This window comes from Levilactobacillus lanxiensis (assembly GCF_016861655.1).
Taxonomy (GTDB): domain Bacteria; phylum Bacillota; class Bacilli; order Lactobacillales; family Lactobacillaceae; genus Levilactobacillus; species Levilactobacillus lanxiensis.
Window position 1 is genome coordinate 218,168 of record NZ_BOLN01000003.1, and the last position, 23,383, is coordinate 241,550.

21 protein-coding genes are annotated in these 23,383 nt (G+C 48.3%); 11 read left to right on the forward strand and 10 right to left on the reverse strand.

All coding sequences use genetic code 11. The annotated features are described in order from the left end of the window. Nucleotides 1–60: 60 nt before the first annotated feature. The 4 genes from JUF22_RS05060 to JUF22_RS05070 form a co-directional block, all read right to left on the reverse strand. Nucleotides 61–795, reverse strand: a complete 735-nt coding sequence (locus JUF22_RS05060) for a hypothetical protein (protein ID WP_203644122.1) — start codon at nt 793–795, stop codon at nt 61–63. A 226-nt stretch (nt 796–1,021) separates the two neighbouring features. After that, nucleotides 1,022–1,762, reverse strand: a complete 741-nt coding sequence (locus tag JUF22_RS05065) for a hypothetical protein (RefSeq protein ID WP_203644127.1) — start codon at nt 1,760–1,762, stop codon at nt 1,022–1,024. 45 nt (nt 1,763–1,807) lie between these two features. Beyond that, complete coding sequence (locus tag JUF22_RS13830; protein ID WP_268890134.1) at nt 1,808–1,939, reverse strand: hypothetical protein; 132 nt, start codon at nt 1,937–1,939, stop codon at nt 1,808–1,810. 81 nt (nt 1,940–2,020) lie between these two features. After that, a complete protein-coding gene (locus tag JUF22_RS05070) occupies nt 2,021–2,176 on the reverse strand; it encodes a hypothetical protein (protein ID WP_203644129.1) in 156 nt (51 codons plus the stop codon). Nucleotides 2,177–2,472: 296 nt separating this feature from the next. Between JUF22_RS05070 and JUF22_RS05075 the strand changes: the two genes are divergently transcribed. The 4 genes from JUF22_RS05075 (at nt 2,473) to JUF22_RS05090 (ending at nt 5,167) form a co-directional block, all read left to right on the forward strand. Further along, nucleotides 2,473–3,711 (forward strand): AAA family ATPase, encoded by a 1,239-nt coding sequence (locus tag JUF22_RS05075; RefSeq protein ID WP_203644131.1) that lies wholly within the window; start codon nt 2,473–2,475, stop codon nt 3,709–3,711. A gap of 99 nt (nt 3,712–3,810) precedes the next feature. Then, the gene (locus tag JUF22_RS05080; RefSeq protein ID WP_203644133.1) at nt 3,811–4,377 is read left to right on the forward strand and encodes a hypothetical protein; all 567 of its coding nucleotides are present in this window, start codon (nt 3,811–3,813) and stop codon (nt 4,375–4,377) included. A gap of 56 nt (nt 4,378–4,433) precedes the next feature. Beyond that, the gene (locus tag JUF22_RS05085; protein WP_203644135.1) at nt 4,434–4,709 is read left to right on the forward strand and encodes a hypothetical protein; all 276 of its coding nucleotides are present in this window, start codon (nt 4,434–4,436) and stop codon (nt 4,707–4,709) included. After that, complete coding sequence (locus JUF22_RS05090; RefSeq protein WP_203644143.1) at nt 4,709–5,167, forward strand: protein-export chaperone SecB; 459 nt, start codon at nt 4,709–4,711, stop codon at nt 5,165–5,167. Before JUF22_RS05085 ends, JUF22_RS05090 begins: the two co-directional genes overlap by 1 nt. A 368-nt stretch (nt 5,168–5,535) precedes the next feature. On the opposite strand, the gene JUF22_RS05095 is transcribed toward JUF22_RS05090, so the two are convergent. Further along, nucleotides 5,536–6,444, reverse strand: coding sequence for a LysR family transcriptional regulator (locus JUF22_RS05095; RefSeq protein WP_203644150.1), 909 nt, complete (start codon nt 6,442–6,444; stop codon nt 5,536–5,538). Nucleotides 6,445–7,554: 1,110 nt separating this feature from the next. Between JUF22_RS05095 and JUF22_RS05100 the strand changes: the two genes are divergently transcribed. After that, on the forward strand, nt 7,555–8,769 hold the full coding sequence (locus JUF22_RS05100) for an aminotransferase-like domain-containing protein (RefSeq protein WP_203644152.1): 1,215 nt from the start codon (nt 7,555–7,557) through the stop codon (nt 8,767–8,769). A gap of 147 nt (nt 8,770–8,916) precedes the next feature. Beyond that, a complete protein-coding gene (locus tag JUF22_RS05105; RefSeq protein WP_203644154.1) occupies nt 8,917–9,627 on the forward strand; it encodes a hypothetical protein in 711 nt (236 codons plus the stop codon). A 161-nt stretch (nt 9,628–9,788) separates the two neighbouring features. Here the strand turns inward: JUF22_RS05105 and JUF22_RS05110 are convergent, their stop codons facing one another. The 4 genes from JUF22_RS05110 to JUF22_RS05125 form a co-directional block, all read right to left on the reverse strand. Beyond that, entirely contained in the window at nt 9,789–10,211 is a 423-nt protein-coding gene (locus JUF22_RS05110) for a DUF5776 domain-containing protein (RefSeq protein ID WP_203644155.1), read from the reverse strand. Between the two features lie 39 nt (nt 10,212–10,250). Beyond that, nucleotides 10,251–11,000 (reverse strand): hypothetical protein, encoded by a 750-nt coding sequence (locus JUF22_RS05115; protein WP_203644157.1) that lies wholly within the window; start codon nt 10,998–11,000, stop codon nt 10,251–10,253. Nucleotides 11,001–11,030: 30 nt separating this feature from the next. Beyond that, nucleotides 11,031–12,176, reverse strand: coding sequence for a DUF5776 domain-containing protein (locus JUF22_RS05120; protein WP_203644159.1), 1,146 nt, complete (start codon nt 12,174–12,176; stop codon nt 11,031–11,033). Nucleotides 12,177–12,263: 87 nt separating this feature from the next. After that, nucleotides 12,264–13,433: a DUF5776 domain-containing protein gene (locus tag JUF22_RS05125; RefSeq protein ID WP_203644161.1), complete on the reverse strand. Its 1,170-nt coding sequence runs from the start codon at nt 13,431–13,433 to the stop codon at nt 12,264–12,266. A 383-nt stretch (nt 13,434–13,816) separates the two neighbouring features. Between JUF22_RS05125 and JUF22_RS05130 the strand changes: the two genes are divergently transcribed. From JUF22_RS05130 to tnpB, 3 genes are all read left to right on the forward strand, one after another. After that, entirely contained in the window at nt 13,817–14,527 is a 711-nt protein-coding gene (locus JUF22_RS05130) for a hypothetical protein (RefSeq protein ID WP_203644164.1), read from the forward strand. Between the two features lie 1,131 nt (nt 14,528–15,658). Next, complete coding sequence (locus JUF22_RS05135) at nt 15,659–17,128, forward strand: S-layer protein (protein ID WP_203644166.1); 1,470 nt, start codon at nt 15,659–15,661, stop codon at nt 17,126–17,128. A gap of 352 nt (nt 17,129–17,480) precedes the next feature. Then, complete coding sequence (gene tnpB, locus JUF22_RS13895; RefSeq protein WP_373306105.1) at nt 17,481–17,687, forward strand: IS66 family insertion sequence element accessory protein TnpB; 207 nt, start codon at nt 17,481–17,483, stop codon at nt 17,685–17,687. A gap of 130 nt (nt 17,688–17,817) precedes the next feature. On the opposite strand, the gene JUF22_RS05145 is transcribed toward tnpB, so the two are convergent. Next, complete coding sequence (locus JUF22_RS05145; protein ID WP_203644175.1) at nt 17,818–18,192, reverse strand: hypothetical protein; 375 nt, start codon at nt 18,190–18,192, stop codon at nt 17,818–17,820. A 3,078-nt stretch (nt 18,193–21,270) separates the two neighbouring features. Here JUF22_RS05145 and JUF22_RS05150 point away from each other — a divergent pair. Beyond that, nucleotides 21,271–22,479: a DUF5776 domain-containing protein gene (locus JUF22_RS05150; protein ID WP_203644177.1), complete on the forward strand. Its 1,209-nt coding sequence runs from the start codon at nt 21,271–21,273 to the stop codon at nt 22,477–22,479. A 117-nt stretch (nt 22,480–22,596) separates the two neighbouring features. Further along, nucleotides 22,597–23,382, forward strand: a complete 786-nt coding sequence (locus tag JUF22_RS05155) for a hypothetical protein (RefSeq protein ID WP_203644180.1) — start codon at nt 22,597–22,599, stop codon at nt 23,380–23,382. Nucleotide 23,383 lies beyond the last annotated feature (1 nt).

Below are 23,383 nucleotides of genomic sequence, written 5' to 3' on the forward strand. Positions count from 1 at the left end.
AGCGCAACCCATGCGCGTTCTTCTCAGGTGTTTTATTTGGTTATTTAGTGGAAATGGGTGTTAACGGAGATTTGTAACAGCATCACTCAAAGCATCAACGAGAGTTTCAGCAGAATCATTAATTTGATAATCTTCGCTTGAACTGTCAGCCATCGTATCAGCTAATTGATCACTGAAGGCAGCTAATTTAGCATTGGTAGTAGAGCTGAAACGTCCTTTGAAACTGGCGTTTACTTGGAGTGCAGCTTTACCATCTTTGACCGTATCACCATGGATTAGGTCGATGGCAAAACTTAAGCTGCCATAGCCAGTGTCATAAGCGTTGCTAGTAGTAACATCCTTCATAGCGTCCAGTGCGTCGCCTTGGTCTTCAGTACTCATCGAACGAATAGCAGACAACACGTGCTTAATGTCAGCTTTCCGTTGAGCTAAAGCCTTGGTATTAATCTTCTTCAGGTTCCCCTTCCAGATGTACCCCTTGACGTTGCCCTTACTGTTCTTGATGTAGTAGTAAGTGGCGGTCTTGCCGTTAGTCTTCTTGACCGTAACTGACTTGGTAGCGTAGAAAGTCGTCTTCAGGTAGTTGAAAGCCTTGTGAGATTTCTTGGTCAGCTTAGCGCTGGAGTAGATGTAGCCGCCGTTAGCGTGATAAGCGGTCTTCTTCATCTTCTTGGAGCGGAGAACCTTAGCAGATTTGCTCTTGGCGCTGGCTGATAAAGTAGTGCTAGGGACGATCACAGCGCCCAGGCTAAATGTCAGGGCAGTGATTGCGGAAACTTTAAGTAGTTTATTCATAGTTACTCCTCCAATTTATGTAGCTTCAAAATTACCTTGTCATTATAGCATTATAATCATGGTTGATACTAGTTGTGTTCAACAATTCGTTTCGCACTGAATAGTGTATTGCTTTAAGTAAAAATGTAAGAATGGGTGACCCAATATAAAAACGTCGAAGGAGCAGCGCAATCTGGCATGCTGGTTTCCTCGACGTTTTAGTTACTTACTTTAGTGAAAAACGTGATTAGTGGAGATCTGCAACCGCATTTGCCAAGTTGTCGGTGAGATCCTCAGTGGCAAGGTAGAGACTAAAATTGTCTTCGCCTTCGTTAGTATCAGCAACAACGTCGGCTACTGCGTCATTGAAAGCGGCTAATTTAGCATTTGTCACGGAATCAAACCGGCCTTTGAAACTTTCGTAAACTTGCATAGCTGCTTGGCCATCTTCAATGTAATCACCATGCATAAAATGAAGAGCACCTGATAAACCATCATTAATATCGTAGGTATTGCTGGTGGTTACAGTGCCCATTGCGCTGAGGGCAATACCCTTTGGACCGCTAGACTTCATGGTGCGAATAGCTGCCAACACATGCTTGATGTCAGCCTTCCGTTGTGCCAAATTTTTGGTGTTGATTTTCTTCAGGTTACCTTTCCAGATGTATCCCTTGATGCTACCCTTACTGTTCTTGATGTAATAGTAAGTTGCAGTCTTGCCGTTAGACTTCTTGACCGTGACTGACTTGGTAGCGTAGAAGGTCGTCTTCAAGTGCTTGAAAGCCTTGAAGGACTTCTTGGTCAGTTTTGTGCTGGAGTAGATGTAGCCGCCTTTTGCGTGGTAAGCGGTCTTCTTCATTTTCTTAGATTTGAGAACCTTAGCTGCCTTGGTCTTAGCGCTGGCTGATAAAGTAGTGCTAGGTACGATCACAGCGCCCAGGCTAAATGTCAGAGCGGTGATTGCGGAAACTTTAAGTAATTTATTCATGGTGATGCCTCCATTTTTTTAGTTGGTGAACTGAGTTGGGTGAAACTAGTTTAGCGTGGCAACGGCGGCAATGAGTGTCTTGAGAAATTTCTCACTGTACTGCTCAATGTAGTCATGGTCGATGGAACTCTGCTTAGGATCGTAATTGACGACCAGCTTTTGCAGGTGTTTCTTCACTTTCGCCGATTTGGTTGCGTAGAAAACGTACCTGATTGGCGTGAAGTTCTGTGATGCCTTCTTGGTGAGTTTGGTCGGCCGTTAGTGTTGATAACGGGTCTTGGCCAGCTTCTTAGAACTGACGACCTTAGCTGCCTTGGTCTTCGCAAAGGCGGTAAAGGTCATGGGTGATAAGGAGACTGTCCCAAAGCTGACGGTCAGCAATCCGGTAATGGACAACTTAACCACTTTGTTCATAGTTACTTCTCCCAAAATATGTATGTTCGAAATTACTTCGTCATTATATCATGATAAGTATGGTGGATACTAGTTGTCTTGAACAATTCTTTTTGCATTGAATAGTGCATTACTTTAAACAAATAGTGGGGTGGCGAAAGATACAAAAAGTTGAGTTAATTTGTTATGGCGGATTATTGGTGGATTTGTAGTGGAATTTCGATACAAATTAGCGATTTTTCTATATTTGAGAAAATATCTCAATTATTTGCTAATTGTTGTCACAACGGGTATATTCAATCTAAGAGGTGAGGATGATGTTGCATCAGTTTACGTTTAAAAACTTTAAATCGTTTCGCCAGGAAGTCACGCTGGACCTGACTGCTTCATCACTGAAGGAGCTTCCGACGGATGTGGTGACTGACGTTTTGCACGAACGGGTGTTAAAACTGGCTGCCCTGTACGGCGCCAACGCGTCTGGCAAGAGCAACGTCATTCACGCACTGAGCGTCATGACGGATGTGGTGCTGACCTCGTTTGCGGATGAGGATGCTCTGAAAAAGGTCACGCCTTACTGGTTTGAGGACCCCAGCGTTCCGACAGAGTTCAGCGTTTTATTCTCTACGCGAACAAACATCTATCAGTACGGGTTTAGTGCCACCCAGCAAGCCGTGACAGAAGAATACTTGTATCAGCGGGATAAAAGTAAAGTGGGCGAACAGTATCTGGAAATCTTTGACCGTACAGACGCGGGAATCGTGGGCAGTCTGACGGAACAAGCAGAGGTCCAGACACTAGCCAAATTGATTACGAAGAAATCGTTACTGTTGTCCGCATTATCTCGGTTAGAAATTCCCGTCGTTCGGGAGGTTGCCGACTGGTTCCGAGCTTTACGAATTGTGGATTATGGGAATCCGCAGAATGAGGTGACCAAGACCGCGCGCTTTCGTTCACGGCAATCACTGAGTCCGATGATTGCGCTGCTGACTGATCCGCAAGAGAAGCAGAAGTTTGAACAGTTTGTTCAAGCGGTCGATGTGGGAATCGCACAGCTAGGTGTCGTGCAAGATGACTTCGCCGATGAAAATGAAGCCCGCCAACGTGTCGTCAGCTATCACCGCAATCCAATGACGGGGGAACTTCTCCAGACGCCAATCAGTGCGGAATCCAGTGGAACGCGCAAGATGTTGTGGCTGTATGTTGATTTGAAACAAACGTTGGATGAGGGCGGTACGGTCGTCGTGGACGAGCTGGATGCCAAGCTCCATCCGTTGCTGTTGCGCTACATCCTAATTCTGTTTCATGACGCCCAAATCAACCCGCGTGGCGCCCAATTAATTTTCACCACCCAGGAACTCTTCACGCTAGATAAAACCAATTTTCGCCGAGACGAGGTCTGGTTCGTAGATAAGAATCCGGCGGGGATGTCGGACCTGTACTCGCTGGATTCGGTTAAGGTCAACGGCAATCAAAAGGTGCGGAATGATGCGAGTTATGGGAAGGACTATATCTTGGGGAGGTATGGGGCCGTCCCTCATTTAAGAAAAGCAAAGTAAATTAAACGCTTATTTACAGAGGCTTAAACTTTGGCGCAATGTGTTACTCGGGTGTGGTGAGTCTTTGCGTGGTATACTCTGTACATAAGGGAGAGAGATATGGAAAACCTAACTGAAGTTACGTCATTCCATGGAACAAACAAGCAAAATGCAAGTAAAATTGCAAAGCAGGGTGTCCGAATTTCTATACCACGGTTTGATGATCAGCGGGTCAAAAATCCGGGATCTTTGGGATATGGATTTTATACATTTATGGACGATTTTCCTGAGGCTCGGGAACTAGCATTTGAATTCTCGAGCAAGTTTACTAGTGAGGTTGTTGTTATTAGGGTGATGTCACAAGTTGATATGTCTAGTATTCTTGATATGAATAATGCCAATGATAGAATGCAGTATCTGCACTATTTTCGACGCGCTCATAAAAAGATTATGGGCATATGTAAGCAGAGGGGACTCAGTTTATCTAACCGTAAGCAACATGTTTTTGATGGCCTCATGATTGAAAGTTACATTAGATATTTAAAAACAAGACAAAAAACGATCGTCAATGGCGTGATTCACGATACAGTCACATACGTAGGAACCGATGGTATGAGTGACATGGAAAATGGTCGTGAATTTTGCATCAGAAATACCGGTATGATTATAAGCACTAGCGAATGTTGATTTTTTCCTTTTAGCTACTGTTGTAAAACGGAAGTGTTAGATGGGAGATGTTTTTAATGGCTTTAAATGTTTTTGACCTAGATGATAAATCGATAGACGATTATATTGATTCAATTGATATGGAGAAGCTCCTTCGCCAGTTTGATTTAGTAGAGTCAAATGACTTTGTAGATAAGACAAAAAGTCTTACTTTCAAAGAAAACAGAATTAAGAATCCTGTTTTATCAAATGGTAAGGATCTAGTTAAAATAATGACGAAAGACTACACTGATTTTAAGGGGAACTCATTCAGCGTGATTGCCAGTGCTAGTACTTACGGGGAAGCAGTCTAATGGCAAAAAAACTGGAACTGAGCGACCTTAAGTTAACGGGTATTAGTGTGTTGGATTCAGAATTTTCTAGAAATATTGCGGTAGACTTTCAACATTGGCAACAAGAGAATGATAATTATGAGTTTTCAATTGTGCCAACGTTAGCGAACGCAAAGAACGATGCTAACTCTGCAAGGGTGACTTTAGAGGCGCAACTCTTTTCTAAGGATTTTAAGGAAAGAGACAAGCCATTTTATATGCGGGTTAAGACGGCGTTTTACTTTCAAGATACTGCTGATTATCAAGATGGAAGTACGGTCTTGGATAAATATGCTGCTAATATGATTAGTATGGCTTTTCCATATGTGCGGGCATATATACAAACTGTAACTTCGTTGTCTGGTATTTCTAGCGTGACCGTTCCTGGCATTAATGTTTTTAAGCTCATGGAGGATATGAGTAAAGAATCTGATCTCTAGCTAGTTTGCAAGAGTCTATTGAAATCAAAAGTAAATAGCGACATAAAAATACCGCGGAAGTCCAGCCAAGAAAATGGCCAAGGACTTCCGCGGTATTTGGTTTAATCAGAGTTAAGTGAAAGCAGAACAAGCACCAGAAACACACACCAAACGGGCTAAACCAGTGTCAGTGACCAGAGGTGGGTCAAGGTGCACAGCTGTGTCGGTGGTGTTAGACCGAGCGATTTTTCTCGGCCTTACAGCACGGGACAACCTTTGAGACCGCTTCTCAGGCTCAAAGTTGAGGTGGGAGCCCGCACCACAGGCGGAAACCGGCCCCACAGCAGGGTACCTTGAACCCACCGCCGGGAACGGAGGCAGACGCAAGTTTACCCCACGTGGGGGTGCTGCAGGACCTTGTCCGGGTACTTGTGGGCGACGTAAGCCGTGATCGCCGCAATCATCTTAGCCGTCGACGGCGCCTTGGCCTGTTCGGAGTTGACCACCAAACAAATCGTCCGGTAGAACCGCTGGTCAAATGGGTAGACGTTTACGTTGCCGCTGACCCGTTCCAGCGCCAGCTCGGGCAAAATGCCCATGCCCATACCGGCCTCGACCATCGCCAGGATGGACTGGTCGTCGATGGAGAACCGCAGCGCGTTCGGCCGAATTTGATAGTGGTCCAGCGCGGCCTTGGTGTCCTTATCGTAGTCGCCCCGCTGCAAAATGAAGTTCTGGTCGACCAGGTCGGCGGCCGTGACCGTCGTGCGGTTGGCGGGGATGAAATCGTTGGGCGTGATGCAGTAAATTTCGTCCTTGACCAGCGGCAGGACGGTTAATTTTTCCGCGACCGGCAAGGCGGACAGGCCTAAATCCAAGCGCCCGGTCTTGACGGCGGCCGCGATGTCACTGAAGCCGGCCTGTTCTAAATTGATATCGATTTGGGGAAAATCCTGTTTGAACTGCCGAATGATCGGTGGCAGCCAAGTGATGCAGACGGAGGAGAAGGCCCCCAGCCGCACGGATCCGGCGTTCATGCCGTTAATGTTGGCGGCGGCCTGTTGGAGCCGGTCCTCGGCATTGATGACGCCCTGAATCAGTGGCAGGACGCTTTCGCCATCCGGGGTGAGCTCCACGCCGGTCCGGTTACGGATGAAGAGCGGAAAGCCCAGTTCCTTTTCCAGCTGGTTAACGGAGTGGCTGATGGCTGAAGGCGTCACGTTCAGCGTTTGCGCCGCTCGGTAGAAAGTTTGTTCCTGAACAATAGCTTGAAAGACGCGATAGGCAAACGGTAACATCGACGACACCTCCTGAGATTGGTAAAGATGAATTACATTCACGTTATTTCTGGATAGTTGAAATGGTTTTTCCTTCACCAGTATCTTATCATAAACGCGAGGTCAGAGGAAACCACCCCCAGCAGTTCGGCCGGTGACTTACCGGCGTGAAATGCAGGTTGGTGGAAACTTCGCGCCTTACCGGGCGCTCAAATATGGCCGGAACGCGGTGGGGAGGACGCCGGAAGCCTGAGAAGCGGTCTTCCGACTTGCTTTGAGCCTCTGAGGAGCGAGTCTCAAAGTCACCATTTACACCGCTAACGCACTGTAAATCCCACGGCTGAGCCATATTTGAGCGCCCTCACGGCTGACATTGGTTTCCTGACCGGCATTTGGTGGTGGTCACCGGCTGAACTGGAGGAGTGGTTTCACTGCCCAAGTGGGTGAACTAGTCGGATTCCACGGCTAAGCCCATTTTTACCGCCCTCACGGCAGGCTAGCCGCTGTTGGCAGCAAAGGCACCAAGTTTCTGACCGGCATTTAGCGTCATCACTGGCTGAACTGGGGGAGTGACTTCACTGACTGAGTGTGTGTAAATCCCAGGATTAAGTCCATTTCCACTGCCCGACGCAGTGTGGTGGGAACCTGACTGAGCCTGAACCGAAAGTATTAGCTAACACGTTAGGTTCCACAGTCGCCACCCATCAACCCAACATGACCAGCCTAACTGGGCCACCACACTGACGGCCAACGGCTTTGGCTGCCGGTTCGCCACCACCGTTGACTCTGACCGGGCACTAAGCCGAGGCCAAAAGCAACGCACAACCAGAGCCGGAGGAAGCCAGGTACGGAGACGGCTGTGTCGGTGGTGTTAGACCGAGCGATTTTTCTCGGCCTTACAGCACGGGACAACCTTTGAGACCTGCATGATCCTGGCAGGGCTCAAAGTTGAGGTGGGAGCCTGCTCCCCAGGCGGAAACCGGCCCCACAGCAGGCGTAGTACCTGGAAGCCGCAGGCGGCCAGCTGTCCATTGTTTTTGACCCTAAGGTCTTAGGGTTTTAAGGTCCAAACAAACTAAACCAAAAGAAGAACCGGCAGCCAAAAGTAGCTGCCAGAAAGGTGTGACTGTCATGTTAAATGATCTGTTAGCAACCCGTGTGAACCCGGATGTCCCTTCCGCCCTAAGTGGCCTGTTCGTCAACGACCCAGACCCCCGCGCCATCTCGTTTGCGGCCGGGAGCCCCAACGAAAGCCTGTTCCCGGTGGCGGCGGTCAAGGAAGCCTTTAACACCGCGATCGACACGCAGGGCGCGCACCTTTTTCAGTATCAGTCGACCCAGGGCAACCCGGACTTACGGGCGAAGCTGGCGGCGCGGATTGGCAAATGGGGGCGGGTCACGACCACGGCGGACCACGTGATTTTGACGGTTGGCGGCCAGCAGGCCATTGAGTTGGTGGCCAAGGCGCTCCTGAACCCCGGCGACGAGGTGGCGGTCGAGGTGCCGACCTACGTGGGCGCGCTGGCGGCCTTAGACCTCTACCAGCCGACGTATTACGGCGTGGGTTTACAAGCGGATGGTTTGGACCTAGACGTGCTAGAAACCACTTTAAAACGCCATCCGGGCATCAAGCTGTTGTACACCGTGCCGGACTTTCACAACCCGACCGGTATCACCATGAGTGTGGCCAAACGCCAACAGCTGGTGGCGCTGGCGAACCGCTATGACTTCATCATTTTGGAGGATTCGCCGTACCGCGACCTGGGCTACGACCAAGGGCCACTGCCGGCCATCAAGAGTTTTGACACCGAGGGCCGCGTGATCTTCGTGTCGAGCCTGTCGAAAATTCTGATGCCGGCGCTGCGGACCGGGTGGCTGGTGGCCGACGGAGACCTGTTGGCGGCCATTTTAAAGGTGCGGCAGGCCAGTGATCTGGAGGCGACCGGCGTGACCCACGCGGCCATCAACGCCTACCTGGACGCCAACGATTTGGACGCGCACGTGACGGTCTTGAAGGACCACTACCGCGAGCAGTGTGCGGCGATGGTGGCGGCGCTGCGGGCCTACTTCCCGGACGAGGCGACGTTTACCACGCCGGCCGGGGGCTTCTTCGACTGGGTGACCTTGCCAGAGTCTGTCGACGTCGACCAGTTACTGCGGACGCAGGTTATGCCAAACGCCCATGTGAGTTACGTGCCGAGTACCAATTTCTACCCGGCCCGCGACGTGCACAACGGCATGCGCCTGTGCTTCAGCGGCCTGACGCCGGACGTGATTGACGCCGGCATGCACCGGCTGGGCGACCAGATGAAGGCCGCCGTGCGTGGGGTGAAACCAGTATTTTAAACGATAAATTTTCTAACCAAAAGGCGTCGCAATCCTATGCGGCGCCTTTATCTGTCTCACGCATTTCTAGTAATGCCGTGCCAGTTAGCGCCCACCAGCCCCCAATCTGTGCTAAGCTAGGACCACTAATCTCCGGGGGCAAACGACTTGAAAAAAATTCTCATCGGCCACAAAAACGGCCACGACTACACCGATTACCAGACCTCACCCGCTGTGTACCAGGGCTATTTTCGCTACCGGCGGGAACAGTTTCCCCTGGAAGTCGAGGGCTTGGACGACTTCGCAGACTACTGGCGCATCTTGGCGGAGCGCGACACCAAGCGCTTTGCCGCGGACTACCAGCGGTATTACTGGGAGGACCAGGGTGAGCACGACCAGGCCAACTACTTCACCGACAGCGATACGCACAAGCTGAACTTGAACGTGTTCTGCGAGGCGGGCGAGTCGCTCACGGCCTTTGAACAAATGCTGACGCGGATTCGCCTGAACCACGTGACCATTTGGGACTACTGGCTGGACGGACAGAATCCGGCTGTGAAAAATTGGCGCGACGCCGAGCGCAATCTGGCGGCTAACTGGTCACTGGATTTCGCATCCCAACAGGCCGAGGAAAATGTTTACTTCCTATATTGGGGCATCGACCGCCTGAATTGGCCGACGGCGTATCAACCGGACGTGTATGACCCGAAGGACCTGGTGCGGCAAAATGTGATCTTCATGCTGCTGTCGGCCTGGGGCTATAACTACCGGCGCAATAGCCCGGCCAAGTTCGCCGCGTTCATGACGAAACAAAAGGCGCAGTTCTCACAAAATCTCGGCGATTACTTCAAGCACGTTGCCGATGGTTACCTGGGGTAAATGGGGCCTTCGCCTCCGGGCTGGTGAAACTTGGCCGGGACGCTGTGGGCGGACACTGGCTTAGCCCAGGTAACCGCGCACAATGTTAAGCGACAATTCCATAAAATTAAGCCAAATAAAGACGTCACAATCAAATCGACTGTGGCGTCTTTGCGTTGCATCTATTTAGCAATCACGAAAGTCTTGTTCCCGGTAATGTAGCGCCCGTTAGTGAGCACCAACCGCGTGGTCAGACCATGCGTCTTAATGGCTTTAACGGTCACAACGGATCCGCGAGCATAATGCCGCAGCTTCTTGCCGTTCAGCACCACGTTCCCATAGGCGTTCAGGCCCTTAGCGCTGATGACTTTAACCGTAGCCGGCTTGTGTTGGTAGTAGGTGTTCGTGACATAGGCGCTCTGCGTCGTGATGTAGCCGGTCGTCCCATCAGCCGTCCGCACCTTGTAGCGCAGGTTGCCCGCCTTGGAACGTGCGTAGCCGATAACGGTAAACGTTGGCCGGTTGGGCCGTATCTGCTTGGTGAACCAACGTGTGCGGCTCTGCTTAGTAAATGTTGGCTGGCTGTACAGGCCAATCTTCTTCACGGCGTAAACAGCTTTGCGTTGAACCGGGACTTTAGCTGATTAAACTGGCGTCACCGAACTTGAACTAGTGGACGCTGAGTCGGCTTCAGCAGCGGTGCTAGTGCCAGTGCTTGGTTTACTGGTTGGCGTATCCTTCACGTAATGATAGGTGAAGTCGTAATCAGAATCCGTGTTTGTCACAGGGTCTTGGTCCCGAAGCTTGTAGCCGGGGAAAGCACGACTTGCTATCAACTTGTGAGTAGTTGTGTCTGTAGTCTTTAAGCTATCGGCTAGGCCTGTAAATGGGTCTCCTGGGTAATTTGCGTTTGGACTATAGGAAGCTTTGATTGATTCCGAGGTAGTGAGGGGCTGGCCATTTTGATTAAGAAAGCTGAAAGTGAACGTTCTTGTCTGTACATTGCTAGAATCACTGCCAGGTAAAGAGCTAGGTATCAGGACTGTTTGATCATTTGCTGGGAACCACAGGTTTGTTGAGAAATCTGTAGAGCTACAGCTATAGTAGAGTGTTCCAGTATCTAGATTAATGGCATATTGAGAGGTGTAGTTAGGAATCGTGGTTCCATTCTGTCCCCAAAAGGGTATATCAGATTTTTGACCATCTAGGGTGTAAGCTTCAAGTAACGGGGCATCAAGTTGAACCATACTATCGTCGAGAGACATTTTAACAACAGCAATGTTTGAGGGCGTATCATCAGCAGCATGAGCTTGGTTACCTGCCCCCAAAACCAATGCAGAAATTGCCGTGACTACTATGAGTGGAACCTTAAACCACCAATTCTTATTCTTCAAAAAAATCAGACCTTTCTAAATGAAAGCCACTTACTTCTTAATCACCAAAGTCTTATTTCCACTAACATACTGCCCATTAGGCAACATCATCCGCGTCGTCAGGTGGTAGTCCCGAATGGCGGTCACCTTCAGCACGCTACCACGCTTGTAGTGCCGTGCTATCCGGCCAGACAGATCAACGTGATGGTAGCCGTTCAGTCCCTTAGCGGCAATCACCCTAATCTTAGTCGGCTGACTCTGGTAGTACAGCGGCTGGACATACTGGCTGTTCGCGGTGATGTACCCGCGCCGGTCGTTGGTCAGCGAGTTGTGATTAATGTCCCGAATCCGGTAGCGCAGGGTGCCATTCTGACTCCGCTTGTAGCCGGTCACGATAAATTTGGGCCGATTCTGCCGGGACTTCTTAACGTACCAAATATTACGAGTGGTGGCTTTAAAGTTCGGACTGGTGTACAGGCCAATCTTCTTAGTCGCATAAATTGCAGTGCCCTTTACCGCCAGTGGACTAGCTTTAGACGTAGTATTGGATGCGCTTGGTTGCGTAACAGCAGTCTTTGGGGGAGTTAGGCTAGAGCTGGTATTGGTGTTTGAGCTTGAGCCAGCGCCGGAGTTAGAACTCGAATCAGAACTGGAGTTAGAACTGGAACCAGAATCGGAGCCACTGTCTGGGTCAGCGATGTAGTGATAGGTAAAAGTAGTGTTGTTCTCACTGGCCGTCACAGGGTTTGAAGAGTTTAAAAAGTATCCACTGATGGGAAGTGCCTGAGTCTTAAGAGTGGATACAAAATCGGAATTATATAGGTCCGATGGTACATCAAAACTTTCCTGCCGATAGATGGAGTGGTTGGTCGAGTCGACGAAGTTAAAAGTTAATGTTAATGGCTTACTGGTGTCTTCAAAGGTAGCGCCAGGGCCAATCTGGACGAATTCATTTGTTGATACACGGTAGTAGATGTCCTCAGTTTTTAGATTCAGGACGATTTGATCAGTCATCCAGCTGGAGTTGCCGGCTAATCCGCGTGCTTGCATATTCCCGTCTAAGTCATAGATTGTATAAACGATTTTGGCAGGACCCTCTAAACTAATGAAACTAATGCCGCCTGTTCCTTGCAACTTGACTACTGCTGGACTGTAGCTCTCTTGATCTCCCGTGTCATCAGCATAAACTGGAGCCACCGAGAAAAGAATTCCTACTAAAGAAGCGACAAGGGCCAGCAACAAAAATCTAAATTTTCTAAATCGCATGAAAAATTCTCCTCTCGATTAACGCTTGATGACCATCGTTTTATTAGCCGTAATGTAGTGTCCGTTGCTAAGGACTAGTCGGGTTGTCAGCCCATGCGTTTTCACAGCCTTGACTTCCAACGTTGCGCCTTTCCGATAGTGATGGAGCTTGCGGCCATGTAAAGTGACGGCTTGGTAAGCGTTGAGACCGTGACCGCTAATCACTTGAATCTTCTTGGGGTTCTGGTGGTAGTAGAGGCTAGTCACATACGTCGCGTTGGCTGTGATGTAGCCACGACGATTATTAGTCAAAGAATGGTGATTGATGTCACGAATCTTGTAGCGCAGCTGACCTGAGCGACTCTTTGCGTAGCCAATCACGACAAATTGTGGTCGATTCTGGCGTTGCTTCTTCTGATACCAAATCTTACGAGTTGCCTTGCTGAAATTAGGACTGGTATACAGACCAATCTTCTTAGTCGCGTAAATTGCAGTTCCTTTGACGGCAACTGGTTCCGTCTTAGCTGGAATGGGGGTAGTCGTGGTAACGGGGTCACTAGGTTGCGTAGCTACGGTCGTTGATCCAGTGCTGATAGTAGGCTTGGCGTAATGGTAGGTAATCACATGTTCGGCTTGGTCAGCCGAAACCAAGTTGTAGCCGGTGACCGCTGGCCGAATGGCTAAGAGCTCAGTTTCTAGGGTAGCGAGTGTTGTGGCATCAGTCGTTGTGGAAAACTGTGCATCAAAGGTTTTAGCATCCTGAATCTCTTTACCGTTAGCATCGACGAACTTTAGCGTGAGGGCGACGGGGTCAGTGGGAGCCTGACCAGTTGAGTCAAGAAGGGTCACGGTTGAATCGCTTTGCAGCCAGCAATCTGGTAATACCTGGTAATACACGTTGCCAGACTGAACGTCTAATTTTATTTGGTCAGTAGTTAGACTAGGCGCAGTACTCGCATCACCGGCGATTCCGCGTGAGAGAAGCTTACCAGTACTGTTGTGGAGCGGGTAGATGGCACCTGCAGGTTGGTTTAACTTTAACAAGCTGCCAGCCGGTAGATCAGCATCAACTGTTGTTCCGAATGTAATATCGACATTCTCAGCGGCTAGGTTACTAGTATCTGCGGTAGCCAGGGTAGTGAGGGCAAAAGTTACTGAAAGTAGGGCAACAAGTGCTAAGAAAAACTGTTTGAAAATTTTACGAGTCATGAAGAAACCTTCTTCCTATATCAGCATAATATGTAGTAAATCGCTATGCCTTCAGTATAGGGTTAAATGTAACCGGTAACAATCAATTAGCTGTGCAAAACATCACACACAGAGCAAATTGCGGGACAAATCGTCATGACCGATAGGCGCTAGCCTACTCACAACCACAGTATCACCAGCCCAAGCCACGATTCTGAAAGAACAAAGAGAAATCGTCAATAAGCGTCCCGACTCCCAACCAAACTGCCCGCCAACCCCACGCCACACCCCCAACCCCACGCCACACCCCCAAACGCCCACTCACCATCCCAACCCACGCGAATCCATGTACTTCCCCCAACCACCGTGCTAAGCTGGCGGCAACACAGAGAGAACGTGAGAACATGCTAAAAGACTTTGAAGCATTCAGTATTGACGGTCACTACCATCGGGGCTGTAACATCGAACAGGACGTGCCGAGCGTCCTTCAGTGGTATCGCCGCTACTGTCGGCAAGAAGACCGGGTGGAGTACCCGCTGATGAACGTCCTGGCCAACCGGCTGTCGGATCTGCATGCGGGGCGCATCATCGGGACGGTTCGGCCCCAGGCCGTGCCCGTGCAATCGGCCTCGGAGGTCCTGTACCGCCTGAACGTGGACCTATACGCCCATGGCGGCCGCAACACGAGCTGGGAGTGGCAACCGTACGTCGGCATTGCCTTTTCCCAAATGACCATCTGGGACTTCTACCTGATTCGTTACCGCGAGCGGTTCCTGGCCGCGACGCACCTGGCGGCCGACTACCAGGACCTGCCCTGGTTCTTTCCGTTACCCTATACGGATTCGCAAATAGATGCAGACCTCATCGCCCAACTGGAACGGCTCTATTGGGTGTTCAAGGGGGATCCCATCAAGCCAACGACGGACCCGGCCCCATGGATTACGCAGGAGGTCATCTTCATTATGTTGGGGTCGCTGGGGTATAACCTGGACAAGCACGACCCATACTACTACCGCGCCTTCATGGACGATCAGACCAGGCGCTTCAGCGACCGCGTGAACCGCTACTTCACGTGTGAGAATAACTATCTGGAATTCGACACTTGGAAATTGTAGGCATGACAAATAGCGCCGTAGCTGACTCCCTGGGTGGGGAGGGCTGCGGCGCTGTTTTATGTAGAGGTCTAGGCGTTATAAAATTGGCGGGAGTGGGGATGACTGGTTGGCTAATCGAAATGAGGTGGACGTCCTGACTGGACAGCAAGGCCATAGCCGGAACCCTTAACGGGTATCCATCAGATAAGTAATCGGGTCGATACTGTACAACTAGCTGAACGCAGCGGTAGTTGCTTAGTAGTTGGGGATGATGTTAGCTCTTCTCTTGAACAAACAAAAAGGCCGACGAAAAGATTTCGTCGGCCTTTACCTTAAAGAAGTTAATCGTTTCCGTTCTCCGCGGAAGCGACTACTTTAAGGTAACAATTTCCTGTTGCCAAAAAGAATCACCCCCTTTCATTTAATGCCATCAGTATGGACCGTCAGCCAGTTGAATGCAAGAATAGTGACTTCACCTAACAAACGTTGGGGACTGAGTAGTTGCTGGTGGAAAAGGAGTATGAGAATAGGGGAGGCTAATATGGTAGCTGGGGATGTTCTGAGGGCAGTGCAGGTAAACTTACCAGTTATCCGTTAGCGAGTCACCAGGGGACAAAGAACGTGGTTAATGAGTTAGTCGACAGGGATGACCACCTAATTATAGTAATAACGGGTTCAAAGCAGACTAATGTCAACTTGTAAAAGTAAGTAACAACCTACTGTCAGTCAGACTCTCATCTACAAGCAAAGCCAACTGATCACCCACAACAAAGTAGCCGAACAATCATCAATCAAAGAAAAAGTTATCCGCCACAGAAATTAAGCTTAAAGCCACATTAATCTTAACCAATCATTCTTAAGGTCTTAATAAATCCTTTAATACCGCACCAACACTGCAATCACAGCGTTTATAGCCACAATAGCCATGTAACAAACACATTACAGAAGCCCGTTCATTGTTTCAATCCCACGACAAAAAGAGCATAATCCTTGTTTCTCCGCAACTATCCGTCTATAATCATAGTCGTAGTTAGGGGATAGCTAAACGAATCCGCCTAGTTAAGAAATAAAATTCTTAACAAAAGCGCTAATTTCGGTTATACTATTCTTGCTTGATAAATTACATATTTTATGTTTGGAGGAAGAAATACTATGCAATCAAGTTTAAAGAAATCACTTTACTTGGGCTTAGCCGCATTAAGCTTTGTCTCAGTTGCCGCAGTATCAACTACTGCTTCAGCTAAGTCATATGCTAAGGCTGGTGCCTACACGAGTTTGGAAAAGACTGACGCTACTACTCGTAACGTTGAAGCTACTGGTACTAACGCTTTATACACTAAGCCAGGTACTGTTAAGGGTGCTAAGGTTGTCGCATCTAAGGCTACTATGGCTAAGTTAGCTGCTTCAAAGAAGTCAGCTGACTACTTCCGTGCTTACGGTCAAAAGACTACTGATCGTGGTTCAGTTTACTACCGTGTAGTTACTATGGACGGTAAGTACCGTGGTTACGTTTACGGTGGCAAGTCTGCTACTGCCTTTGCTGGTGGTATCAAGTCTGCTAATACCACTACTGAAGCTACTTTACCAACTGCTACCAAGGGTTACTACTTGAAGGACAGCAAGACTAACACTCTCTGGACTGCACCTAAGTACACTCAATACAAGGCAAGCAAAGTAAGTCTTTACGGTGCTAAGGCTTCAGATACCTTTACTGTATCTAAGGCTGCTACTAAGACCCGTGAAGGTTCATTGTACTACTACGTAACTGATGACAACAACTCTTCTGTTGCTGGCTGGGTTTACGCTAAGGGCTTGACTACTGATGCACAAACTACTTTTGATGAAACTACTCAAGTACAAGTGCTTGTAAAAGCCACTGATGGTACTACTTTGAAGACGTTCAGCTACAATGCTGGTCAAACTTCTAAGGGTGCTGCAGTTGCCGACACTGTCTTATTTGACAGTGCTACTGATCCTAAGAACTTGAGTGATGGATTAGAAGCTGCTGCTACTAAGGCCTTGACTGGTACTGGTTACAGTGTTGCCAAGGGTGACACTGTTAACATGACTGCCAACGTTAAGACTGGTGACACTATTACCCTTTATGCAACTAAGGGCCAAGAAGCCATCACTAAGGTCACTGCAATGCGTTATGACTCAAATGCTACGAGTTCTAAGTCTACTGCATTCTTGACTACCACTACTCCTGTAGCCGCTACTGCATACTACACTGTTTCTATGCCTAGTGTTACTACTGCATTCAGTGGTACTAACGGTGCTGCATACACCGCAGCTGATGTTGAAGCTAATGTTAAGGCTAACAAGGCCCAAACGTTATCTTCTGGTACTATCTACTTGCCAGCTGGTACTCCAGCGGATGCAGATGCTACTGTCTTGGCTGGTGCTAGCTTGACTAACACTGATGTAGCTAACCCAACTAACACTGTTGCTTACCACGTTGTTTACACTTTGAAGAACGGTGTTGCTGGTACTTATGGTAATGCTGATGGCGCCCAAGCACTTTACACGGGTACCTTGGTACAAGGTGCTGCTGCTACTACGACTCCAGATGCAGGTAACTCATGGGGTAATGGCGCAGCTTCAGTTGTTGCACCCAGCTAATATTTGAATGATTAATTGTGGGGTTGTTATCCTACGATTGAAAGCTCAGATCTTTAATGATCTGAGCTTTTTTATTGTACGCCCGGCATGGGCGTTAACTGTGAGTACCATATAACTGACCGTCTATGATTGGCGGCAGATCCACGATATGATAACCTCATCAAATAAATTGGTGAGGTTTTTATTATAAACAGGATATCGTTCAAATCCGGATGCCGCGTGAGGCTGGGAACAACGCCAGTTGTTCCCAGCCGGGCAATCCAATTGAAAATTGGTAAGAACAAAGCAGTGATTATCTATAACAAGGCCAACGGTTATATCGATGACGCCGTTTTAAAGGCGGTGTTTAATGATGCTCATTGATCCGAGCAAAATTAATCAGGTCTATATTGTCTGTGGGAGGACCGACTTACGCCGTGGCATTGATGGCTTAGCGTCCGTTGTGCAAGAACAATTCGAGCTGGATCCATACAATCAAGCTTTGTACTTGTTTTGTGGTACCAGAAGGATCGTTCCAAGGCACTTTACTGGGACGGTCACAGATTTCTCCTCAGGTTAAATATAAAGGCCGCTTAAGGCATGGAAAGAAAATGGCGTCCTCAAAAATCGAGGACGCCATCTTCTTTTGATTCTGTATTTCAGTGTGGTCAATTAGTAGATGCTTACGCTACAGTAGTAATAGGAGACAGCTATTTTGTATAGCTAACCATTAACCGAATGAAGAGGGCATCATCAGTCAGTACTTCATGGATAATGCTCTGAAAAACGTTGGCCATCCCCTCATCATGCACACTATAGCTATGGCTCAACGGGCCTAGTAAACCAACTAACTTACTCAGCATTTCATCGGCCTCTTTAGTCGTGTCCTTACCAGTAGCCTCCGTGTAAGTCGACAAGTCATAGACCTTTGCGAGGAGTTCTCCCTCACGGACGGTAAGCTGTCCCGGCTGTAAGTCGCCTGACTTCAGCTCTTTAATGGTTTCGACATCAACGTGTGTGATATGAGCAAAATCTTCAGCGCTCATTCTGGGAATCACAAGCATTATTTTTTCCTCAATTGTCATGTAAACACCTCCTCGCATTGAGTAGGAAATAATAGCATAGGTTACCCATTAATGGATTGAAAAGTTGGGAAATATTGGGTGCTTGCTACAAATATTCGAATGGATGAACATTTTGCGCTATCAGGGGATACAATCTTTTGCAGCTGGTATTTACCGCAGTACTGCGAGATCTGAGAAGCCTGTTACCCATGGTTTAAGTACTACCAGCGGATTTTGTGGCAAGGGAGCTACCACTAATAAATCAAGGGAAATTTCTCTTGAAGGATGAGAGTGACTCTCTTTAATCCTGAAACCAGTATGGAAGTTCACCGTTACTAGCCTTGCAGTAAAGTCGTCGTTCTGGTAGTCACACCGCTTATGTGGTCTAATCAAGGTGTTCCCAGGATTCATCGTCGGGTACTGGGAACAGCTCTACCCCATATGGCTGGTCCGCCAATCGAGACGCTAGGTCGTTGCGGTAAAGGACCATAAAAAGCTAGTTGTATCGAGTGATTTCGGAAAAAATCGCTCGGTAGAGCTAGCCTTTTATTTGGGTTGAGATTTGATTTTTTGGGCGTTGGGTCACTGCTAATTTACCTAAGGGTTAGTGATACGGCTTAGTATGTCAGTTGGACTTTTCTCCGTGGCGTCTAGTTGGTAGCTGGGGCCGAATGGTGGTTTAATGAAGACAGTTCAGCGACGCGGCAACTCTTCTAACCGGGGGAGTGGGGGTCGTTGAATGAGAAATGCGTGTCGATCACACAAATACCTGTTTTGCCTGAGCGAGCTATGTTGCCGATTACTCAGGTTTTTTTGTTGGGTTGGGGTTGGTTGGTGACTTGGAGATTGGGTGATTGGTGAGTGCTAGGTGGTCTCTGGTTGTGCTGGTGCGCGTTTGACTGTTGATCTTGGTGAGTAGGTGCTTGGTGATTAGTTGAGTTTAGGTGGCTGATAGAGGGCCTCCTAGCTGATTGGAACTTTAGGTTGTACATAATTGTGATTAAGATGAGTTTTCAGCCTGGCTAGTTCCACTGAGAATTGGCAATTTATTGAGGTTGCCAACCCAGTATGGCAAGTGGCCGTTACTAGCTCGTGAATCCAAGCGGGTAATTGGTAGTCGACCAGGATATGTGGTGTAATCAAGCTGTTCCTAGAGAACAGAGTCATCTTGTCCTTCGGGAGCGGATTGAACGCCCTCCCCCAAGGGCTCCAGCGAATACAAGAGAATAGGTCCCAGCAAGTCGTTGTTTCGTAAGCGATGACTTGGTGGGGCTTGTTCTTTGGCTGAGTTCTAGTGATGGAAGTGGCTTAGCCCTAGGGGATTAGGGATGGGCGACGACCACTAATCTGTTTGAACAGGGTCTCGGCGCAACTAGGGTGAATGCCTCGCGGAATGACTGATTCTATGGTGTAATGAAGATGTCGGCAGGCGGAAAACTGTCAGCATTTGCATTTCACCCAGCGATCTGTAAGCCATCTAATTGTTTTCAGATTACTGGGTCTCCTTTAGGAGGTAGCGAGTGAATTTCACGCGTAGCCTCCTTTTTATTTAGAAAGATGGGCCACCGCAAGTGAACTACAGCTAGTGGGTAAGCAATGGGCGTGGCTCCCCATTCGGTTGCGCCAGTGACGGGGAGTAACTATGGGAATTCGGCGGTGTTTTTAGGTTATTCGGCTGATAGGTGGTTTAATGAAGGCGAGCTAAGGGAGAACATAAACTTTCCTTAACCCGTAGGCTGGCGCCACAGAGAGTCCCCATGGTGTCAAACTCTAGTTTGTCCCCCACTCGGGGTTCTCAACAATTCAGAGCCAAGCGATTGCGTATTCAACGTGACCGGTTGGTAGATCTCAAACAGGGTCGCTTCTGAATTGAATTTAATGCAGGAGAAGGTATTCTCGCTACGAAAACTCGGGGGATACCTTCTTTTACTGTGGTTTTGGTGCTGAGGGAATAGAATCGGTTGGATGACTAATTTGGGTGACCTTTTTTGGGGGGTGGCTGGGTTGGTCGTTTTTGTTTGGAATGGGGTGGTTGAGGCGGCTGGCGTGATTGGCGGAGTGGTTGATGGTGAAAGCTGGCACATAGGCATTTGTGACTAGTTTAGCCATAAATAAGTAAATGGTATCTTGAAAAAGTTGTCAGCGAATGACAACTTTTTTCGTGACGTTAATTTCGCGTTTTCTTCATTAAATGTCGAATACTTATATACTATTTATCGTTTATTGTATTGACCACATTGGTGAAAGTGTGGTAGCATGTGTTATTAACTTAATGTTATTGTTACTGCATAGAAAAAACTAATGCACTAAGTCGACAGTTAAGATGGGAGTGGGATGATGGAAAATTAATTGAGAAGATTGGCTTCGTGGAAGTGGGCACCACGTTGCTGGCATGAATCGTTATCGGACTGTTGGTAGTGACCTCACTATTGACAGTTAGCATGGCAAGACACTTTAGACTTAACAACAGAAACAAAAATTTGACGAATGAAGGCGATCAACAGAAAAAGGAGAAAACATATGAAAAAATGGGTTAAAGGCATACTAGCCTTATCAATAATTGCTGGAATTGGATTTGGTGGGAACTATCTTTGGTCTAAGACTAATCATAGTCGGTTGGATGATAGTTCGATTGAGGCTGATGCGGATGAAAATCTGAATAGTAATAGTTCGGATCAGATTCAGCTTAAGCTCATCACGGATGGATCTAATAAGTCGGGTATGGTAACGGTTCTTCTTGGGAAATCGGGACTTAGCCAAGAGGAAGTTACCGGAAAATCTTATAAATCGATACTGAATACAGTGAAAGAGAAATCAGGAAAAGATTACCCGTTGTTGATGAAGTATTTTAGTGTTAAATCCCTAGAACCGGAAAACAACACGGCATTGAACGAGATTATAAATGAACTTGGAACGCTTGAAGATTTTGAGGTAAAAAGAAATTTGGTTCCAGAGTCTACTACAGGATATATTTTGGATGAAGAACAGTTTGAGAAAAATTTAAGAAAGATATTTACTGACGATGGGCCTGGTGATAACGGCGCTACAGGTATAGTACAAGTTCCATACAAAACTAACGATGTAACCGCAAACGTAACCTTGAAACAAGCAGTAGATGGTGGACCTACAAAAGACCATGGTACCTTTATTATGAAGGGCGCTCACGGTCTCACGGTTTCCTTAGACCATTCGGACTTGAAAGTGAAAGCTAATAGCATTGGAAATCACACGCTGTCTCAAGATACAATCACTTTTGATAAAGGTGAAGATGGAGAGCAGAACATTACGATTTGGCTCATTCCTAAAGACATGAAGAACAGCAAAACGTTCATTTATGTTGATGACAAAACAGATAAAGTGATTAAGGAAGACGTTGTTGAAGGTGATTATGGACAGCAAATGGAACATGTTTATCCAGATATTGACGGATATATCTTAAACAGTGAGAAAAAGTCATGTAACTTTACTTTTGAAGCAGATCCTGGCCAAAGCGAACAAGAAGAAACGGTTCTTTACACTAGGAAGGATGAGTCTACTGGCAACGTTCCAGGTGGTGGCGTCACAGAACCAGACAACACCGACAAAGAAGACAACAACGATGTCGACACGAACACTGGCAATAACAACGGCAACACCAACAACGTCACTAAGTCCGTAACGCCATTCAAGGTCTACGGCAAGCAAAAACTCTACCGTTACTCTCACGCTAATTTCACCAACAAACGGCGGGTTCAAGCCCACGCCAAGAAGGTTAAGGCGCACGCCCCAGTCTTCACGGTGGTTGGCAAGACGACTGCCAGCAATGGCGCCGCTCGTTACAAATTAAGCGACGGCACGCACATCACGGCTAGCGACAAGTATGTCGGCAAGCTGTACTGGAACGGTAGCTACAAGAAGCTGCACGTGACGAACCCCAAAGGCATCAACACTTACAAGACTAACGCGTTAAGCGGCAAGGTCAAACATGTCAAGCAAGGCACGACGGTAGCGGTCAAGCAAATTTCCAAGAAGAACGGCATGACGCGTTACCAACTGGCCAATGGCAAGTATATCTCTGGTAGCAAGAAGTTAGTCTCACCGACGAAGCCGAAGCAGGTCAAGAAGGTGAAGGCGAAGACGACCGTTCGACTCTACAAAGACGTGGACTTGAAGAAGGTCGTTAAGACGTACAAGAAGGGCAGTGTCATCAACGTTAAGGGTTGGGACCACTCCCACGGCAACGTTCACCACGTTTCCGGCTACAAGCGTTACAAGGTCGCTGGCGGTTACATCACGGCTAACAGCAAGTACGTGAAGATTGCCCAGTAACCATTTGCTAAGGGAATCAGGTATCACAGGAACACCAGGTGCGGGACTCTCGCAGGTCGCGCACCTTTTGAAAATAAGGATGGATGAAGGCGATTAAACAAGATAAGGGGACTATCTATGATGAAAGCAATTAAAGCACTACTGGCGTTAGCGGTCGCATTGGCTATCGGTGTCGGCTGGAACTTTATCTGGTCGAAGACTAGCCACCACAAGAACCTGATGACGCGGACGACCTCGGTCAGAGCCGAGGCGGATGAGAAGGGCAAGGCCGGTTTCAAACTCCAGCCATTTACCAGTGTGAGTGGCATTCGCCAACGGATCACGGCGGACGGCGTCAAGGTCGACCTGTCTGGGTTGAACGACGTCAGTGGGTTGCGCTACGGCATGCTACTGAATGAGCTGGCGCACCTGAAGTCGGCTAAGCGGGTGAACTACTGGCAAGCCCTGAAGTACGCGGAACTGAAGAGCAGTGAGGGCGAAGGCGCCAAGCTGTGGGGCCAACGGCTGGATAACCAGATTCGCGGCCAGTACGGTGAAAAGACCTTAAAGGTGGCTAAGAACCTGACATTTTCCAAGAGCATCAGTCCGTGGGGCTATTCGGCGAAGTCCAAGATGACGACGGTCGACCCGTTCTATCCCAATGAGGATTTGGATGTGGCCTACGCGGTGAACAACCAGGTCCTGACGATTGAGGTTCACCTGGACTCCGTTTACGGGGCGAAGCTGGCGTCGTACCAGATTCACGGGGTCCGCGGCAAGACCGTGAACCTAGAGAATTCAGAGATTGCGTCGTTACTGCAGAGTAATGGCCGGATTGGCTATCAGATGGACCGCAAGACGGTGACGTTTAATGATCATGACTTGCAGGTTGAGAAGGTTGTGTTGGAGCCGGTGGTGTCTTAAG

Coding starts and splice junctions, on each gene's coding strand:
- JUF22_RS05060 (WP_203644122.1), bottom strand. CDS start 795: ATGAATAAACTACTTAAAGTTTCCGCAATCACTGCCCTGACATTTAGC.
- JUF22_RS05065 (WP_203644127.1), bottom strand. CDS start 1,762: ATGAATAAATTACTTAAAGTTTCCGCAATCACCGCTCTGACATTTAGC.
- JUF22_RS05070 (WP_203644129.1), bottom strand. CDS start 2,176: ATGAACAAAGTGGTTAAGTTGTCCATTACCGGATTGCTGACCGTCAGC.
- JUF22_RS05075 (WP_203644131.1), top strand. CDS start 2,473: ATGTTGCATCAGTTTACGTTTAAAAACTTTAAATCGTTTCGCCAGGAA.
- JUF22_RS05080 (WP_203644133.1), top strand. CDS start 3,811: ATGGAAAACCTAACTGAAGTTACGTCATTCCATGGAACAAACAAGCAA.
- JUF22_RS05085 (WP_203644135.1), top strand. CDS start 4,434: ATGGCTTTAAATGTTTTTGACCTAGATGATAAATCGATAGACGATTAT.
- JUF22_RS05090 (WP_203644143.1), top strand. CDS start 4,709: ATGGCAAAAAAACTGGAACTGAGCGACCTTAAGTTAACGGGTATTAGT.
- JUF22_RS05095 (WP_203644150.1), bottom strand. CDS start 6,444: ATGTTACCGTTTGCCTATCGCGTCTTTCAAGCTATTGTTCAGGAACAA.
- JUF22_RS05100 (WP_203644152.1), top strand. CDS start 7,555: ATGTTAAATGATCTGTTAGCAACCCGTGTGAACCCGGATGTCCCTTCC.
- JUF22_RS05125 (WP_203644161.1), bottom strand. CDS start 13,433: ATGACTCGTAAAATTTTCAAACAGTTTTTCTTAGCACTTGTTGCCCTA.
- JUF22_RS05130 (WP_203644164.1), top strand. CDS start 13,817: ATGCTAAAAGACTTTGAAGCATTCAGTATTGACGGTCACTACCATCGG.
- JUF22_RS05135 (WP_203644166.1), top strand. CDS start 15,659: ATGCAATCAAGTTTAAAGAAATCACTTTACTTGGGCTTAGCCGCATTA.
- tnpB (WP_373306105.1), top strand. CDS start 17,481: ATGCTCATTGATCCGAGCAAAATTAATCAGGTCTATATTGTCTGTGGG.
- JUF22_RS05145 (WP_203644175.1), bottom strand. CDS start 18,192: ATGACAATTGAGGAAAAAATAATGCTTGTGATTCCCAGAATGAGCGCT.
- JUF22_RS05155 (WP_203644180.1), top strand. CDS start 22,597: ATGATGAAAGCAATTAAAGCACTACTGGCGTTAGCGGTCGCATTGGCT.